Consider the following 15,189-nt stretch of genomic DNA (forward strand, 5'->3'; position numbering starts at 1 on the left):
ATGTAACTTTTACTTCTAAACAACTTTGTATTTAGGCTCATTGATATGCTTAAAATCAAAGCCTAGTGAATTTACAAAATCCATGTTTAACGGAATGACTCGATATGTTTTCCCTTCATGTTTTACAGCTTTGTAATCCACGTGTGACCCTTTCTTTTCACTCGATATTGTCATTCCTTTTTTTATCCATTCTTTCCGAATAGTCTTTTCCTCAGGACCTAACATTTTTGATAAATAAGCCGGTGTTAAATAAAGACAATCTGCTTTATTTTTATATATTGCATGTATCGAATTAGGCGTAAAATGATTATCATAAAAAATTGTTTGTCTATTACTATCCAAATCATTTAATATTTCTTCTAAAAACTGTTTTGGTTTATCAATAGCTTTGTTATTATCTGCCATCTCGTCAAATAATGAATAAATCTTATTAAGGTCAATATCTAAGCTGAATATTTCTTTCACTATACTCCCAGTAAAGTGAACTACTGAATAATATAAAGATAGTCTGGTTAATACCTCATTCCCTTGAGACTTTTTCATATATAAGTCTTTAAATTTATAGAACTGCGGTAACCACTTTTCCTTGTGCTTCTGATATTGCTTAAAAAACTCTAATCCTACTAATCCATAGTTATTTTCCATAGATTTATATAAACCTTCAAAAAATGAATGACCTACTTCAGTAAAAGGAGAATCAGTTAGGCTAATAACCCTTGCAGCCACACCACCTGCTTTAGCTGAGTAATCATTTAAACTTATCTCTCCCGTTGCCAGACAGATATTCTTCCATGTATACTCAAGCTGCGAGCCATTTAAAGTTCCTCTTCCTTTAGACCTACCTCCACTGAAATGATAAACAAAAGATTGAAGTAGTCTCTCATCTGCTTTCCTACTATCGTCTAGATATAACGGAAAACTATTTAAGAATGATGATTTACGTTCTACACTCGTTTTTGTAGAATTGAACTCATTAATAAGTTGATTGGTTCCCCATACACTGGCCGCTATCTTCATTGCTGTTGTTTTACCGGTCGAGGTCGAACCCGCTAGCTCCACAATGAAAGGATCTATCTTCAAATCATGAAGAAAAATACTAGCAAATGAGGATAAAACAAAAAATAACGCTCTTGGATGACTTTTTATTTCATTAAAAACTCCATCTATCCACCCTTTAACTGTCCCTTTTAATTGGAAAGCTTCGAGTAATTGACGATCCCCTAGATCTGCCGGGAGAATATCGTACCCTTTTTCAATCAATGGATGAATACAGTCATTTTTTATATGCCCTAGACGTTCTACCATCCAACCAGTTTCTATTTCGTTAGATGCAAGGACTTTGTCAAAGTAATCGATTAATTGTTTAACATTGTTATCATTAACCGGAAATGATTTTTCAGCTAAAGGCATCATTTCCCTTTTGGTTGCCAACGATCCAGCTGTTACTAATTCAGTAACATTGTTCCCTCTATTATTCCAAGTTAATTCATAATAAACTTGAGGCTTTTCAATATTACAGAGCTCTCGTTTTAAATAAGGAACATGTCGAGCAACTGGTATATTTTGTTCCTCTATTTCATCCTTTTTAACTTTGATTTCTACCTTATACAAAGCACCATTTATATCTTTATAAGGAGAAGGGAGAAGGATTTTCTCATTTTCTTTATTATTACTAGCATTATTATTAGAAATAGAATTGTGGGTACTAGAAATAGCTCTATCAATTGTCATTTCACCGTATGTAAGGCCATCACTAGAATGTTGCTTGTCCCATTTATCACGCATTAATGCAGACTCTCTAAACATGGTATCCATCTTTGCAGCATCCTTATCCGTCCAGAATGCTAAGTGATTGGCAAGAGCCATATCTGTGGAAGAATGATCACCATTTATAAGCACTCCACAAAATAAATCCTTAATAGCTCCACCATTCTTACTATTAAACATTCGCTCCCATAGTTCTGAATTAGAGAGATTGCTTCTGTTACTTCCCTTTGAAACAGAAGGTATTTTTGACGCTGCAGGAACTTCCTTCTTCTCTATATACTTTTGAAAGAGAACTTTTAAGTTTTCTGTGGATTCTTCCACATGATTATTATTTATACTGTCTCCCGTGAATGTGAAGTACCGTGTATGCCTATAGACCTCAAGACCAATAGAAGGAACTTTTTTACCGGTCCCAGGTCCTCTTAATGGTATTTTTCCCTTTGTAATGATGTGGATTCCATTACCACTTGGAGAGTATTCAGTGTAACTTGGAACAATACTCATAATGTCCCGGGCTAATTCAGATAATTCCCCGTCTACACAGCATTTATCCAAATCAATTCCCACGTAATCATCTTGTTTACTAAAAACAAAGCCTATTCCGTCATATCCACCTTGTTTATACTTTTCTACGACCATTTCAAAACTTGACCAAGTGTTACGATTATTCGCCTGTGCCATTTTGCTGTTTACTTGGTATGGAACCTTTGTTAGCTTGCCATTCCTCTTCTCTTTTCGCCAAAGCACCCACTGAGAACAGTTTTTCAATTCTGTTGGTATATTGTTAAATTTATCAAGCACATATATCACCTCCTATTGCTGTCTAATTAACTTGATGTTAAAATATAAGTAGATAAATAATTGTTCTTGAAGATATATGAATTCGCCGTTCATATATCTTTTTTTATTTATTTTTACCACTATTCTTCACTACCTCTTTAAATAATCCGTCTTTAATTTCATCTACTCTTTCATATTCTTTATTTAATTCATTCATCGTATAATTGAGCAGGCGCCAATACACTCTTAGCTTTCTATGAAATCCACGAAAACAATAAATTTCCTCACCTTTGTATACCGCTGTATCCATATCCTCTACTAAGTGCGCTAAAAGAACTTCTACATCTGTTAAAGTCGCAACGCTTACTCCCAGCGATCCTAATTCACTATCAAGTTCACTTGTGAAATTTTTTAAATTTGGTTGTTCATTGACTGCTACTAATTGATCCATATTTCTAACGCTCCTTATTTACTATTGTTAATTTCGTATAATCTTTTCTTAGCTTCAAACTCCATAGCTTCTAAAATCTCAGGATTTTTTCTTGCCACAGCACATCCTTTTACAATTTCATGTCCTTTCATCATCCTCGTTGCGGACAATACTCCGTTCATGTATTTTCACCTCACCCTTTTCAATTAAGGTTGCTACCCCTGTATTAGCTATAAGTCCCAACATTGCATTTATTTTCGGTCCGCAAGACCATCTGACCAACAAAATATTAATAGCATTTTATATTTTCATAGTTTTCTCTTTATCCTTACGCATCCAGTCAAGAATATCCCAACGATTCAAACGAATAACTTGTCCCCTTTTAAAATAAGGTATTTCATTTGTAGCTATTAATGATCGTACGGTTGGAATACTTACTTTCATATATTCAGCTGCTTCCTTAATTGTAAAAATATCATCTTGCATTTTTTCTTCCTGCAGTTCCTCTTTTAACTCACGTAATAAACTTTTTAAATCCGAACGAGAAGTTATTAACGTATCATCTGGTAACTCAAATTTTAAATTCACTACTCATCCTCCTTTTTAATAAGTTCTTTAAAGTAAAACATTCAATATGATAGATGCGCATAATTTTTATTATTTTTACTACTATTTGTTGTATTTTCTTGTTGTAAGACAATAATATACCTCGTTAAGTTGTTGTGTCAACGGTTTTTATTTATTTTTACTTCATTTAGTTGTAATTTTTATTACTTTTCCATATAATACAAGCAAGGAGGGTAAACAACATGCAAGAAAACATAGGTAAGGTAATTAAAGAAATTCGAAAGGCGAAAGGGATTTCAGCATTTGTATTAGGAGAAATGATAGGAGTATCTCAACAAGCAATTTCCCAATATGAAAATGGCAAAAGAAAAATTTCCTTTGAAGTACTGAATAATATAGCTAAGGCACTTAATGTTCCTATGGATACTCTTTTATTTGTAAATCATGAAGCAATAGAACAGAAAATTGCTGAAAGAGGTGTAGAGGCTTTAGAAAAGGAGCCAAGTTTATTTAACGATAAAACAGCTAAAGGACTACTAAAACTTTCAGATGACCTAAACTTCTTTGAAAGCTTCTTAGAAAGTCTGGGTTATCATAAGGAGACTCTTAATACTAACGGGGAATATCATCTAAATTTAAGTCCAACTAGTACAAATCAAATAACCGACACTGAAACAAACGAACATGTTATTTTAAGCGGCCGTGAATACCTCGAATTTTATGAAAGAATATCTAGGGTTATTGATTTTGAATTCAATGAACTAAAAAGAAAAAAGGATTCTACAAATGCTATAAATCAGTTATTTGGACAAGATGAACTATTATAGGTGGACTGCCTGCCTATAATAGTTAATTTATTATATTGAGGTGATAAAATGGCTTCATTCCAAAAGTATGAAACAAAACAAGGCTATAAATGGTTGTTAATCGCTGAAATTGGTATTGATCCAACAACAGGGAAAAGGAAACAGAAAAAAGTAAGGGGTTTTAAAACAAAAAAAGAAGCCCAATTAGCTGCAGCAAGAATAGAGCAAGAAGTAGCTAATGGAACTTACATCAATGAACCTGACATATTATTTAAAGATTTTGTGCAAGAGTGGCTTAACATCTACAGCAAAAGCACCAAAATAAGTAGCCTACGTGTTAGACAAAAGCAGTCGAATAAATTAGTCGACTTTTTCGCAAACATCAAAATGAAAGATATCACAAAAAAGATGTATCAAACAGCTTTAAATGATTTACATGATAAAGGGTATGCGTTTAATACACTTGATGGCATCCATACAGCAGGTAGAATGATTTTTAAAAAGGCTATAGAGTTACAAATAATAAAATCCAACCCTACAGATAACGTAAAACTCCCTAGAAAGGTGGAGACAGTAGAAGATATAGAAAACGATAAGAAGGCTATAAAATACCTGGAGAAAGAAGAATTAGCACATTTCTTACAGGTCGCAAAAGAAAAAGGATTAGATAACGATTATGTATTTTTTTCTATTTTAGCATACAGTGGTTTGCGTGCTGGGGAATTATTAGCTTTAAAGTGGACTGATGTAGACTTTGAAAACAATACTATCAAGATAACCAAGACGTTATATAATCCAGATAACAATAGCCAGCACTATCATTTACTTACACCAAAGACTAAAGGTTCCATCAGAACTATTAAAATGGATCAAGGCATCATGAAATTACTAAAAAGTCATAAAGCAAAACAGAATGAGTTAAAGCTATATACACGCCCTCAATACGTAGATCAAGGCTTTGTCATTACAAAAGCAAGCGGCTATCCCGAAGTAATGAAAATGATTCAGAATAGATTAAAGCGCCTTATAAAGTTATCCAATATAACTAAAAATATTACTCCTCATTCATTCAGACATACACATACATCGTTACTTATTGAGGCTGGTGTAGGTATTAAAGAAATCCAACAACGTCTAGGGCATACAGATATCGAAACTACTATGAACATATATGCACACATGACAAAAAATATGGAAGAAAAAGCCTCCCAAAAGTTCAGCGAACTAATGAAAGGCTTCGTAATTTAAATATTAGTGACCAAAGCGTGACCGAAACGTAACTATTGAGGCTTAAAAGCTCTATATATCAAGCTTTAACCTTAATGGTTACATCATTCCGCCCATACCGCCCATGCCCATGCCGCCCATGTCAGGCATTGCTGGTGCATTTGGTTCTGGCTTGTCAGCTACTACAGCTTCAGTTGTTAAGAACATAGCTGCAACAGATGCTGCGTTTTGAAGTGCAGAACGAGTTACTTTAGCTGGATCTACGATACCAGACTCAAGCATGTTAACCCATTCGCCAGTAGCTGCATTGAAACCAACGCCTACTTTTTCGCCTTTTAGACGCTCTACAACTACAGATCCTTCTAGACCAGCGTTAATTGCGATTTGACGAACTGGCTCTTCTAGTGCGCGAAGTACGATGTTGATACCTGTTGCTTCGTCGCCTTCAGCTACGATAGAAGCTACTTTCGTGTATACGTTCATAAGTGAAGTACCACCACCTGCAACGATACCTTCTTCTACTGCTGCACGAGTTGAGTTAAGTGCATCTTCAATGCGAAGTTTGCGCTCTTTTAACTCAGTTTCAGTTGCTGCACCTACTTTAATTACCGCTACGCCACCTGCTAGTTTAGCAAGACGCTCTTGTAATTTTTCACGATCGAATTCAGAAGTTGTTTCTTCTAATTGCGCACGGATTTGACCGATACGAGCTGCGATTTGCTCTGTATTTCCAATACCTTCAACTACAGTTGTGTTTTCTTTTGTAACAACAACTTTACCAGCGCGTCCTAAAGATTCAACTGTAGCAGATTTTAAGTCACGACCTAATTCTTCAGTGATTACTTCGCCACCAGTTAAGATTGCGATATCTTCTAGCATTGCTTTACGACGGTCACCAAATCCAGGAGCTTTAACAGCTACTACGTTGAATGTACCACGAAGTTTGTTCACTACTAATGTAGCTAAAGCTTCGCCTTCTACATCTTCAGCAATGATAAGAAGTGGTTTACCTTGTTGTACCACTTGCTCTAATACTGGTAAGATTTCTTGGATGTTAGAAATCTTTTTGTCAGTAATTAAGATGTATGGGTTATCAAGAACTGCTTCCATTTTGTCAGAATCAGTAATCATGTAAGGAGATGCATATCCACGATCAAATTGCATACCTTCTACTACGTCTAATTCTGTTGTGAATCCTTTAGACTCTTCTAAAGTAATAACGCCATCGTTACCAACGCGCTCCATTGCTTCAGCGATTAATTGACCTACTTCTTCGTCAGCTGCAGAAATAGCAGCTACTTGCGCGATAGAAGATTTGCCTTCGATTGGTTTAGAAATCGTTTTTAATTCTTCAATTGCAGCAGTAACAGCTTTTTCGATACCTTTACGAAGACCCATTGGGTTAGCACCAGCTGTTACGTTTTTAAGACCTTCACGAATCATAGCTTGCGCTAATACAGTTGCAGTTGTTGTTCCGTCACCAGCTACATCATTTGTTTTGCTAGCAACTTCTGCTACTAATTTCGCACCCATGTTTTCGAATGCATCTTCTAATTCGATTTCTTTTGCGATTGTTACACCATCATTTGTAATAAGTGGTGAACCGAATTTTTTCTCAAGTACAACGTTACGACCTTTTGGTCCAAGCGTTACTTTTACTGCGTTTGCAAGAGTGTCGACACCGCGAAGCATCGAACGACGTGCTTCTTCACTAAATTTAATATCTTTTGCCATAATAATTGACCCCCTTGGATTTTTTTAAGATTTATATAATTAACCGATAACTGCTAAAATGTCACTTTCACGTAAAATCAAGTAGTCTGTACCTTCATATTTCACTTCAGTACCTGCATATTTTGAGAAGATGATAAGATCACCTGCTGCTACCTCTAAAGCAACACGCTCACCATTTTCAAGCACTCGACCAGTACCTACTGCAACAACTTTACCCTCTTGTGGTTTTTCTTTTGCAGTGTCTGGTAATACAATACCACTTGCTGTTTTTTCTTCTGCTTGAACAAGCTCAATTACAACGCGATCACCTAATGGCTTTAGCATGAACAATAACCTCCTCATTTTGTTATGTAAATTTTATTTATTAGCACTCAAGTCACCCGAGTGCTAACACACTTATAATAATAAATAATCTCAATTTCTTTTGCAAGTAAAAAAATCATAATTTTTTCGCAAATTACTATATAAACTTTCTATATAGAATACTGCCTTTACTATATGAATCGTTGTTTCCCCTACTCGTATGTTACAATATGAAAGACACCCTAAGTTGTTTTCGCTAAACGTACAACTTTTTCCTGTCTCCTACTTTAATTTAAAATACGTATTTACAAAAAAATCATAATTCGAATGAAAGTTTATATCGTAGATAACATATTTACATGTTATCCTACCTCATCTCATACACTAGAGTTAGAAAGGATGGTTAAACCATTTGAAGAAACAATACTGGTGGATTATCGTTACATACATTTTAATGCAATTATCTGGCGCTGTTGGATTACCACTTCTCCTAAAAACAGGACTCTATGATAATAGAGGATTTACCATTGAGGAAAAAGGACAAATCATAATGGGACACTGGGCAATTATTAGCTTCTTTGTTGCATTATGTATCGTACTTTGGTTACTTAGAACAGATATTCGCGACAGACATTTAGATGCAACGCGCTCTTCTGTTCCAGCTACAATTGGGTGGATTTTCATCGGATTATTCTTAGCTTTCTTTTCACAAATAGTTGCCGGTATGATCGAGATGCAGCTACTAGGAATTAAACAAGGTTCAGAAAATACAATGAAACTGATGGAAATTGCACGAACTACTCCTTGGTTCCTTATTGTTGTATCTATAATCGGACCTATCTTAGAAGAAATCGTATTTAGAAAAATTCTATTTGGTACACTTTATAAGAAGTTTAACTTCTTTATTGCAGCTATCATTAGTTCGCTTGTATTTGCAGCAATCCATTTTGATTTTACTCACTTATTGGTATACACTGCTATGGGGCTCGTATTCGCCTTCTTATATGTGAAGACGAAGCGTATTATCGTTCCGATTGCAGCTCATGTTGCGATGAATACATTAGTCGCTATTGGGCAAATTTTTATGAGCAATGAGCAAATTCAAGAAATGATTAAAGAAGCTGAAAAAATGCAAGGCTTTATCGGAGGATTTTTTGTATGAGAAACTCACCATTGTTCATGGCTGCACTATACTTCCTTCTTGGATGTATCTTTACACGCTTCGCCATTACGAACGTGACAGATACAATCTGGAATGTGTGGACAATACTATTTGCAGTTATGGCAACAATTGATTTTAATTTGGCACTTCGCCTTATATTAGTTAAATTCACAAAGAAGAAACAATAATAAAACGCAGAGGTCGCTTCCTCTGCGTTTTATTGTGGATAGTTTTTCAAAAAGTAAACTAATGTTTGTAACTCTACAGCTAAATCAATATGATGAATTCTAATATTCTCTGATACGTTTAATCGTGCTGGTGTGAAATTCAAAATACCATGCACGCTCGTTTCAGCTAATCTATCTGCTACAGCTTGTGCTACTGTAGCCGGTACTGTTAATATTGCCACTTGTATATCATTTGATAATCTCTCTTCTAATTCATCTAAATGGTATACAGGAATGCCCCCGATTTCTGTTCCAACTTTCTCTTCACTAACATCAAATGCCATTTCAATTTTTGTATTATTGTTTTTCGTGAAATTATAATGTAAGAAAGCGGTCCCTAAATTACCTACTCCAATAAGTGCTACACGCGTTATATCATCTTGATCAAGTGTTTCGCGGAAAAATGATAATAAATAATTTACGTTATATCCATATCCCTTTTTCCCTAATGCTCCAAAATACGAAAAATCTCTTCGTATTGTTGCGGAATCTACTTTTACCGCTTCACTCAATTCGGCCGATGAAACACGCTGCTTACCAGAAAGAGATAAGTTTTGGATAAATCGATAGTATAGAGGCAATCTTTTAGCAGTGGCTTGTGGAATCTTTTGCTGATCCATATGACCTCTCCTCTCTTCCTATCTTTATTCATATACTTTAATCAAATACAGAAGTTTAGCACTCATTAAATTCCTTGTATAATAAAGAGAAGAAGTATTCTCTCTTTATTTTAAACTATACACTATTTTTAGTATGATTGAGAAATATAAACATGGCAAAGTTAAGAAATTATTTGAGGTGAGAACATTGATTTTATTACAAGTAAATGGACTTTCGAAATTATACGGTGCAGAAACAATTCTTGCAAACATAAAATTGGAAGTACAAACAAAAGATCGTATCGCATTAGTTGGAAGGAATGGAGCTGGAAAATCTACATTATTAAAAATTATCGCTGGTGAGTTATCACATGATGGTGGCGAAATTATAAAACCGAAAGATGTCTCAATCGGGTATTTAGCTCAAAATACTGGCCTAGAAACGTCTTTAACAATTTGGGATGAAATGCTAACCGTCTTTACCCACTTACGGCAAATGGAGACAAAACTTCGAAGGCTTGAGCAAGAAATGGGAAAAGAAGAAAACTTTTCAAACGAAGCTATATATGAAAGATTGTTAGCTGATTATGACCAATTGCAACTCAATTATAAAGATCAAGGTGGATATCAATATGAAGCGGATATTCGCTCCATTTTAAGCGGCCTTGGCTTCCCAGTTGAAACACACCAGACGACGATCTCTACTTTAAGTGGCGGGCAAAAAACAAGATTAGCTCTCGGGAAATTATTATTAACAAAACCAGACTTACTTATTTTGGACGAGCCTACAAACCATTTAGACATTGAAACATTAACATGGCTTGAGCAATATTTACAAGGTTATCCTGGCGCAATATTAATCGTTTCCCATGACCGTTATTTCTTAGACAAACTCGTTACACAAGTATATGAAATTTCGAATAAAGAAAGCAGACGATTTGTTGGTAACTACAGTAAATATTTAGACTTAAAATCAGCATTATATGATCAAGAAATGAAACGTTACGAAAAACAACAAGATGAAATCGCAAAACTTGAGGACTTCGTTCAAAAGAATATAGCTCGCGCTTCTACAACGAAACGTGCTCAAAGTCGCCGTAAACAACTGGACAGAATGGAATTATTAACGAGACCATTAGGGGATTCTAAGTCAGCATCATTCCACTTCGATATTGAAAAGCAAAGTGGAAATGATGTTTTACAAGTAAAAGATGCAACCATCGGCTATGAGGAGGACCCTATAATTGAACACGTAACTATGCGCTTAACTCGCGGAGATAGTGTTGCCTTAGTTGGTCCAAACGGAATTGGGAAATCCACATTATTAAAATCTATTGTGAATAAGTTACCACTATTAAATGGTAATGTTTCTTTCGGATCAAATGTATCTGTTGGCTATTATGATCAAGAACAAGCAAATTTAACATCTTCTAAACGGGTTTTAAATGAACTATGGGATGAATATCCACTGCAACCTGAAAAAGAAATCCGTACTATACTCGGGAATTTTTTATTCACAGGAGATGATGTACTGAAACCAGTATCTTCCCTTAGTGGTGGACAAAAAGCTCGATTAGCTCTTGCGAAACTTATGATGCAAAAGTCAAATTTATTAATTCTGGATGAGCCTACGAACCACCTTGATTTAAATAGTAAAGAGATTTTAGAGAATGCTTTAATTGATTATCCAGGGACTCTTCTATTTGTCTCACATGACCGCTACTTTATTAACCGTGTAACAACGACTGTGGTTGAGTTATCAACAGAAGGCGCACAGGAATATTTAGGTGATTACGATTACTATGTGGAGAAGAAAAATGAAATGATTGAACGGGCAGCATTTGAACAACTTGAACAGCAAGAAAATCAGGCACCTGTTCAAAAAACTGTAGCTCAAGAAAAATTAAATTATCTCGAAGAAAAAGAGCGTAAACAATTAGAACGTCAACGCACTCGAAAAATTGAAGAGCTAGAACAAAATATCGTAAACTTAGAAGAAGAAATTGCTACGTTAGAAGATCAACTTTGCTTACCAGAAATATATGCAGATTATGAAAAAGCTAGTGAAATTACAACTAAAAAACAAACGCTACAAGAACAGCTTGAAACTTGTATGGCAGAGTGGGAAGAGCTGCATGTATAAGAGTATTTAAATAAGGAAGATGTCTCATCAGTCATGATTTTTGACTATGCGACATCTTTTTTCTTTAAGTACATAAATAATTTTTTGGATATATCAATGGTAACTGGGAATATATCAACGATTTTTCAAATACATCTATCGTAACCCTATATACATAAACGATTCGACACGAAATATCGATTTACCGACAAGGATTGACAATATCAGCACCCTCTATAATGGAGGGATATTAAAAAATGTTTTTCGGGGATATCTTCTTGCTTTTTATTTCCCGAAAAACAATACACTCAAAGGTCAGACTTCATCTAGTTTATCCACAAGTTTATACACATATCCACCTTTATAAAATAACTATTAAACCAACTTTTCCACATTACCCACAGCCAACGAAAAAGTTATCAACACTTTATATACACAATAAAACCCACATTATCAACAGATAACATGGGTTTTATCCACAAGCTGTGGTTAATTATGTGCATAACTATGCTTCAATATCTAATCCTGGATTCGCATTTAAGGCTAATGTTGCACGCTTGCCTTGTTCATACGCAATTGTCCCTGCCGCTGCAATCATTGCTGCATTATCTGTGCATAAAGATAGCGGTGGAATAATTAGTTCAATGTTTTCTTTTTGTGCAAATTCTTCTTCTAATCGGGCACGAAGTCCTTTATTAGCAGCTACTCCACCAGCAAGAAGTAATTGCTTTACATTATAAGCTGCTGCTGCACGAGCTGCTTTCGTTACAAGTACATCTATTACACTTTCTTGGAAACTTGCCGCTAAATCTTCTGGTTTAATTTCTATACCACGTTGTTTCGCGTTATGCACAGTGTTGATAACTGCTGATTTCAATCCACTAAAGCTAAAATCATATGAATCCGGTTCTAGCCATGCACGAGGCAAATCAATTGTTGGTTCTCCTTCATGTGCAAGGCGATCAATATGAGGACCACCTGGATATGGCATAGATAACGTACGAGCTACTTTATCATATGCTTCTCCAGCTGCATCATCTCGCGTTTCACCAATTACTTCAAATGAACCATGTTCTTTCATATAAACAAGTTCTGTATGCCCACCAGATACAACAAGTGATAATAGCGGGAATTGCACTTCTTTTACTAAACGGTTCGCATAAATATGACCAGCAATATGATGAACACCGACTAGCGGAATATCATGTGCAAAAGCTACTGCCTTCGCTGCATTTACCCCAATTAGAAGTGCTCCTACTAAACCAGGCCCTTCTGTTACAGCGATTGCATCAATATCATCAAATGTTATGTTTGCTTCTTTTAAAGCTTCTTCTAACACAACTGTAATTTCTTCTACATGATGACGGGATGCAATCTCTGGTACAACGCCGCCAAAACGTTTATGACTTTCAATTTGTGATGCAACGACATTCGCAATAATTTCCGTCCCATTTTTAACAACCGCTACCGCTGTTTCATCACAGCTCGTTTCAATCCCAAGTATAATCGTATTTTTTTCCATTATATATTCACCCACATTACAAGACCATCTTCCTGATTGTCTGCATAGTATCGTTTACGAATTCCACCATTTTGAAATCCATATTTTTTGTATAACTGCTTTGCTACTTCATTTGATACACGTACTTCAAGCGTCATTGTTTTTACCCCTAGTTCTTTCGCTTCTGAAATAACTGCTTTCAATAAGGCATCTCCTAACTTTTGACCTCGGTATTCTGGCAAAATAGCTATATTTGTTATATGTGATTCATCAATAATTATCCACAATCCACAATACCCGATTACACGACCATCTTTTTCTAACACAATATAATGTGCATGTTCATTCATCGTTAATTCACGGTGAAAAGCATCTGCAGTCCAAGGAGTTGAAAAAGATACTTCTTCAATAGCTACAATTTGAGCAATATCATCAAGTTCCATCTTTCTAAATATCATATCCATCTTCTGCAAGGCCCCTACTTGTTTTGACTTTCTAACCACTTTGTTTCAGCTTCAGCTAAACGAAGATAGCTCGGAACAAACGTATGCACATCATGTTCTTCTTTTTGTAATCCTAAAAATGCTAGCTCACTTGGTCTTGGATTATTTTTAGTAAAAGGAGCGAATACAGCTTGATCACCTAAATATTCTATAATTGTTTCTTTATGCAATTTAACATCATTACCGATAAATAAAACAGGCTGTCCTTTATCTTTTAACATTTGCAACCAGTCTACAATAAGAATAATTCGGTCTTCTTCTATTGAAGTTAACTGCTCTCCTTCGTATGTATATAATCCAGTATAGATTTGCCCACGCCTTCCATCAAATAAAGGACAAATTAATCCATTAAAGTTAGCACCGTTTGCAGCTACTACCTCTAAACTTGATACACCTACAATTGGTATTTGAAGTGACCAAGCTAATGTTTTTGCCGCTGTCACGCCTATGCGAACACCTGTATATGATCCAGGTCCAGCAGCTACAACGATTTTAGTTAATTCCTTCGGTTTTACACCACATTCTTTTAACAGTTGCTCTACAGCTGGCATAAGACGTACAGAATGGTTTTTCGTCAAATTTGTAATGATTTCCCCAATCACTTTTCCTTCCTCAATAAGGGATACACCCATTACGTAATTTGAAGTATCAATTGCTAGTACTTTCATCTTGTAATAGCTCCTCACATAATCTAATATAGCGATCTCCAATTGGCTCGAGTATAATTTTTCTTGTGTCATCTCCCGCATGGAATAAACTAATTTGTAACTTTTCATTCGGTAAATATGCTTCTATTAAATGAGCCCATTCCACTACCGTAATTCCTTCACCGTAGAAATACTCATCAAAGCCTAAGTCCTCTTCGCTTTCTGCTAAGCGATACACGTCCATATGATATAGCGGTAATCTTCCTTTATATTCTTTAATAATATTAAAGGTAGGACTATTTACAACTCTTTTCACTCCAAGACCTTTTGCTAGTCCCTTTGTAAAAGTCGTCTTACCAGCTCCAAGATCTCCTTCTAAAATAATTACATCTTGTGCCTCTACGAGTTCACCTAGTTTTTCTGATAATCTTTGTGTTTCCTCAGAAGATTTTGTTGTTACTTCATATTTACTCACAGACTTCACCTACTTTACTCACAATGTTCTCTGCTCTTTATTATACAGGTTTTGAATATATAAAAAAGTCCTTAGGAGTTGTCCTAAGGATAGTTTGACTGTCTTTATTAGTTTTTTGTTAAAACAAATAAAAAAATACGAAACAACTTGTTTCGTTCTTTTCTTTATATAAAATGGCGGTCCCGACCGGGGTCGAACCGGCGATCTCCTGCGTGACAGGCAGGCATGTTAACCACTACACCACGGGACCATTTGGTTGCGGGGACAGGATTTGAACCTGCGACCTTCGGGTTATGAGCCCGACGAGCTACCGTACTGCTCCACCCCGCGATGATATAA

At 35.5% G+C, this 15,189-nt stretch carries 16 protein-coding genes and 2 tRNA genes; 5 read left to right on the forward strand and 13 right to left on the reverse strand.

Going from position 1 to position 15,189, the window contains the following annotated elements:
• Nucleotides 1–15 precede the first annotated feature (15 nt).
• From ASE54_RS23625 to ASE54_RS23635, 4 genes are all read right to left on the reverse strand, one after another.
• Nucleotides 16–2,568, reverse strand: a complete 2,553-nt coding sequence (locus tag ASE54_RS23625; RefSeq protein WP_000884564.1) for a DUF927 domain-containing protein — start codon at nucleotides 2,566–2,568, stop codon at nucleotides 16–18.
• Nucleotides 2,569–2,671: 103 nt separating this feature from the next.
• Nucleotides 2,672–2,998, reverse strand: coding sequence for a hypothetical protein (locus ASE54_RS23630; protein WP_000372570.1), 327 nt, complete (start codon nucleotides 2,996–2,998; stop codon nucleotides 2,672–2,674).
• 14 nt (nucleotides 2,999–3,012) lie between these two features.
• A complete protein-coding gene (locus tag ASE54_RS36485; RefSeq protein WP_001014688.1) occupies nucleotides 3,013–3,159 on the reverse strand; it encodes a hypothetical protein in 147 nt (48 codons plus the stop codon).
• Nucleotides 3,160–3,277: 118 nt separating this feature from the next.
• Nucleotides 3,278–3,565, reverse strand: coding sequence for a helix-turn-helix domain-containing protein (locus ASE54_RS23635; protein ID WP_001049433.1), 288 nt, complete (start codon nucleotides 3,563–3,565; stop codon nucleotides 3,278–3,280).
• A gap of 221 nt (nucleotides 3,566–3,786) precedes the next feature.
• Here ASE54_RS23635 and ASE54_RS23640 point away from each other — a divergent pair, with 221 nt between their 5' ends.
• Complete coding sequence (locus tag ASE54_RS23640; protein WP_001157210.1) at nucleotides 3,787–4,371, forward strand: helix-turn-helix domain-containing protein; 585 nt, start codon at nucleotides 3,787–3,789, stop codon at nucleotides 4,369–4,371.
• A gap of 48 nt (nucleotides 4,372–4,419) precedes the next feature.
• A complete protein-coding gene (locus ASE54_RS23645) occupies nucleotides 4,420–5,598 on the forward strand; it encodes a site-specific integrase (protein ID WP_000135907.1) in 1,179 nt (392 codons plus the stop codon).
• Nucleotides 5,599–5,676: 78 nt separating this feature from the next.
• On the opposite strand, the gene groL is transcribed toward ASE54_RS23645, so the two are convergent.
• Entirely contained in the window at nucleotides 5,677–7,311 is a 1,635-nt protein-coding gene (gene groL / locus ASE54_RS23650) for a chaperonin GroEL (RefSeq protein ID WP_001029992.1), read from the reverse strand.
• Between the two features lie 39 nt (nucleotides 7,312–7,350).
• On the reverse strand, nucleotides 7,351–7,635 hold the full coding sequence (groES, locus tag ASE54_RS23655) for a co-chaperone GroES (protein ID WP_000917311.1): 285 nt from the start codon (nucleotides 7,633–7,635) through the stop codon (nucleotides 7,351–7,353).
• Between the two features lie 391 nt (nucleotides 7,636–8,026).
• Here groES and ASE54_RS23660 point away from each other — a divergent pair, with 391 nt between their 5' ends.
• On the forward strand, nucleotides 8,027–8,776 hold the full coding sequence (locus ASE54_RS23660) for a type II CAAX endopeptidase family protein (RefSeq protein ID WP_000745317.1): 750 nt from the start codon (nucleotides 8,027–8,029) through the stop codon (nucleotides 8,774–8,776).
• Nucleotides 8,773–8,964 carry a YdiK family protein gene (locus ASE54_RS23665; protein WP_001246204.1) on the forward strand — a complete coding sequence of 64 codons (192 nt, stop codon included), beginning with the start codon at nucleotides 8,773–8,775 and terminating at the stop codon, nucleotides 8,962–8,964. The genes ASE54_RS23660 and ASE54_RS23665 overlap by 4 nt, the downstream gene beginning before the upstream one ends.
• 29 nt (nucleotides 8,965–8,993) lie before the next feature.
• Here ASE54_RS23665 and ASE54_RS23670 read toward each other — a convergent pair whose 3' ends face one another.
• On the reverse strand, nucleotides 8,994–9,623 hold the full coding sequence (locus ASE54_RS23670) for a redox-sensing transcriptional repressor Rex (protein WP_000372699.1): 630 nt from the start codon (nucleotides 9,621–9,623) through the stop codon (nucleotides 8,994–8,996).
• Nucleotides 9,624–9,810: 187 nt separating this feature from the next.
• Here ASE54_RS23670 and ASE54_RS23675 point away from each other — a divergent pair, with 187 nt between their 5' ends.
• Nucleotides 9,811–11,745 carry an ABC-F family ATP-binding cassette domain-containing protein gene (locus ASE54_RS23675; RefSeq protein ID WP_000602182.1) on the forward strand — a complete coding sequence of 645 codons (1,935 nt, stop codon included), beginning with the start codon at nucleotides 9,811–9,813 and terminating at the stop codon, nucleotides 11,743–11,745.
• 484 nt (nucleotides 11,746–12,229) lie between these two features.
• On the opposite strand, the gene tsaD is transcribed toward ASE54_RS23675, so the two are convergent.
• The 6 genes from tsaD to ASE54_RS23705 form a co-directional block, all read right to left on the reverse strand.
• Nucleotides 12,230–13,246, reverse strand: a complete 1,017-nt coding sequence (gene tsaD, locus ASE54_RS23680) for a tRNA (adenosine(37)-N6)-threonylcarbamoyltransferase complex transferase subunit TsaD (protein ID WP_000414592.1) — start codon at nucleotides 13,244–13,246, stop codon at nucleotides 12,230–12,232.
• Nucleotides 13,246–13,689: a ribosomal protein S18-alanine N-acetyltransferase gene (gene rimI, locus ASE54_RS23685; protein WP_000367207.1), complete on the reverse strand. Its 444-nt coding sequence runs from the start codon at nucleotides 13,687–13,689 to the stop codon at nucleotides 13,246–13,248. The genes tsaD and rimI overlap by 1 nt, the downstream gene beginning before the upstream one ends.
• A 14-nt stretch (nucleotides 13,690–13,703) precedes the next feature.
• On the reverse strand, nucleotides 13,704–14,396 hold the full coding sequence (tsaB, locus tag ASE54_RS23690; RefSeq protein WP_000865746.1) for a tRNA (adenosine(37)-N6)-threonylcarbamoyltransferase complex dimerization subunit type 1 TsaB: 693 nt from the start codon (nucleotides 14,394–14,396) through the stop codon (nucleotides 13,704–13,706).
• On the reverse strand, nucleotides 14,377–14,850 hold the full coding sequence (gene tsaE, locus ASE54_RS23695; protein ID WP_000049642.1) for a tRNA (adenosine(37)-N6)-threonylcarbamoyltransferase complex ATPase subunit type 1 TsaE: 474 nt from the start codon (nucleotides 14,848–14,850) through the stop codon (nucleotides 14,377–14,379). Before tsaE ends, tsaB begins: the two co-directional genes overlap by 20 nt.
• A gap of 174 nt (nucleotides 14,851–15,024) precedes the next feature.
• Nucleotides 15,025–15,100 (reverse strand) — tRNA-Asp (locus tag ASE54_RS23700).
• A gap of 3 nt (nucleotides 15,101–15,103) precedes the next feature.
• Nucleotides 15,104–15,180, reverse strand: a tRNA-Met gene (locus ASE54_RS23705).
• Nucleotides 15,181–15,189: the final 9 nt, after the last annotated feature.

The sequence above is a fragment of the Bacillus sp. Root131 genome, assembly GCF_001429475.1.
Classification (GTDB): Bacteria; Bacillota; Bacilli; order Bacillales; family Bacillaceae_G; genus Bacillus_A; species Bacillus_A thuringiensis_S.

Coding starts and splice junctions, on each gene's coding strand:
- ASE54_RS23630 (WP_000372570.1), bottom strand. CDS start 2,998: ATGGATCAATTAGTAGCAGTCAATGAACAACCAAATTTAAAAAATTTC.
- ASE54_RS36485 (WP_001014688.1), bottom strand. CDS start 3,159: ATGAACGGAGTATTGTCCGCAACGAGGATGATGAAAGGACATGAAATT.
- ASE54_RS23640 (WP_001157210.1), top strand. CDS start 3,787: ATGCAAGAAAACATAGGTAAGGTAATTAAAGAAATTCGAAAGGCGAAA.
- ASE54_RS23645 (WP_000135907.1), top strand. CDS start 4,420: ATGGCTTCATTCCAAAAGTATGAAACAAAACAAGGCTATAAATGGTTG.
- groL (WP_001029992.1), bottom strand. CDS start 7,311: ATGGCAAAAGATATTAAATTTAGTGAAGAAGCACGTCGTTCGATGCTT.
- groES (WP_000917311.1), bottom strand. CDS start 7,635: ATGCTAAAGCCATTAGGTGATCGCGTTGTAATTGAGCTTGTTCAAGCA.
- ASE54_RS23665 (WP_001246204.1), top strand. CDS start 8,773: ATGAGAAACTCACCATTGTTCATGGCTGCACTATACTTCCTTCTTGGA.
- ASE54_RS23670 (WP_000372699.1), bottom strand. CDS start 9,623: ATGGATCAGCAAAAGATTCCACAAGCCACTGCTAAAAGATTGCCTCTA.
- tsaD (WP_000414592.1), bottom strand. CDS start 13,246: ATGGAAAAAAATACGATTATACTTGGGATTGAAACGAGCTGTGATGAA.
- rimI (WP_000367207.1), bottom strand. CDS start 13,689: ATGGATATGATATTTAGAAAGATGGAACTTGATGATATTGCTCAAATT.
- tsaB (WP_000865746.1), bottom strand. CDS start 14,396: ATGAAAGTACTAGCAATTGATACTTCAAATTACGTAATGGGTGTATCC.